The sequence below is a fragment of the Telmatospirillum siberiense genome, assembly GCF_002845745.1.
In the GTDB taxonomy this organism is placed as follows: domain Bacteria; phylum Pseudomonadota; class Alphaproteobacteria; order Rhodospirillales; family Magnetospirillaceae; genus Telmatospirillum; species Telmatospirillum siberiense.
In genome coordinates this window covers 1-1,496 of record NZ_PIUM01000078.1, presented here as the reverse complement: position 1 = coordinate 1,496, position 1,496 = coordinate 1, and the positions used below count along the sequence as shown (strand labels likewise).

The 1,496-nt window shown below is 62.8% G+C and carries 1 protein-coding gene; it reads right to left on the bottom strand.

All coding sequences use genetic code 11. From position 1 onward, the window contains the following. Positions 1 to 1,488, bottom strand: a 1,488-nt coding sequence (locus CWS72_RS27265; RefSeq protein ID WP_101253817.1) for an acetyl-CoA hydrolase/transferase family protein, incomplete at its 3' end; no start/stop codon positions are given. Positions 1,489 to 1,496: the final 8 nt, after the last annotated feature.

Here is a 1,496-nt window from a genome sequence, read left to right as displayed (position 1 = left end):
GGGGAGCATGCTGCCTGTGGTTCTGAAGCGATCATGCCAGGAGAAGGCTTTCTCCAGGACGTGGGGGGTCTGTCCGCCACGGATCAGGGCCTCGCGATAATAATCGCGGAGGGCGTCCTTGTAGGTGGGATGGACGCAGTTCTCGATGACCACCTTGGCCCGTTCGCGGGGCGCCAGGCCGCGCAGGTCGGCCAGGCCCTGTTCGGTGACCAGCAGATCGACGTCGTGCTCGGGATGGTCGACATGGCTGACCATGGGGACGATCGACGAGATCTTGCCGTTCTTGGCGATCGACTTGGTCACGAAGGTGGTCAGATAGGCGTTGCCGGCGAAATCCCCCGAACCGCCGATGCCGTTCATCATGTGGGTGCCGCCGACATGGGTGGAGTTGACGTTGCCGTAGATGTCGGCCTCCAGCGCCGTGTTCATGGCGATCAGACCTAGGCGCCGGATCACCTCGGGGTGGTTGCTGATCTCCTGTGGACGCAGAAGCATGTGCTTCTTGTATTTCTCGAAATTGTTGAACAACCGGTCCCAGCAGTCCTGCGTCAGCGAAAAGGCCGTCGCCGAGGCGAAGACCAGCTTGCCCGAGTCCACCAGATCGAACACCGAATCCTGGATGACCTCCGAATACATGGTCAGATCGTGGAACGGACCATCGATGAAGCCCTGCAGAACCGCGTTGGCCACGGCGCCGACGCCCGACTGCAAAGGCGCCAGCCGGTTGGTCAGGCGCCCGGCCTTCACCTCATGCTTGAGAAACTCGATCAGATGCCCGGCGATGGCGTTGGTGTCCTCGTCCGCCGGCTCCAGCTTCACCGGATTGTCCCGCTTGTTCGAAATCACGATGGCCGCGATCTTCGCCGGATCCACCGGAATGTAGGGTATGCCCACCCTTGAGTCGGGCGAGACCACCGGAACCGGATCGCGCGAGGGACGCCGCGTCGGGATGTAGATGTCGTGCATCCCCTCCAGCCCTTCCGGCTGGCCCAGGTTCAGCTCGACGATGATCTTGTCGGCCAGAATGGCGAAGCTCGCCGAATTGCCCACCGACGTCGTCGGCACGATGCCGCCTTCCTCGGTGATCGCCGTCGCCTCGATCACCGCCACGTCGATCCCGGCGATCTGATTGCTTCTCAGCATCTCCACCGTTTCCGACAGATGCTGGTCGACATACATCACCTCGCCCGCGTTGATCGCCTTCCTCAGCGTCGGATCGCCCATGTAGGGCATCCGGCGGCTGATCACCCCCGCCTTGGTCAGCGTGCTGTCGATCTCGTCGCTCACCGACGCCCCCGTCAGCAGAGTGATCTTGAAGGGCTCGCGGCTCGCCCGCTCGGCCAAGACCTTCGGAAGCGCCTTCGCGTCCCCCGATTTCGTGAAGCCCGACATGCCGATGGTCATGCCGTCTTTGATCAATTCCGCCGCCGTCTCGGCCGGTACGATCTTCGCTGCCAGCGAGGGCATCCGGATGCGATCTCGGTCCATGCAAACGT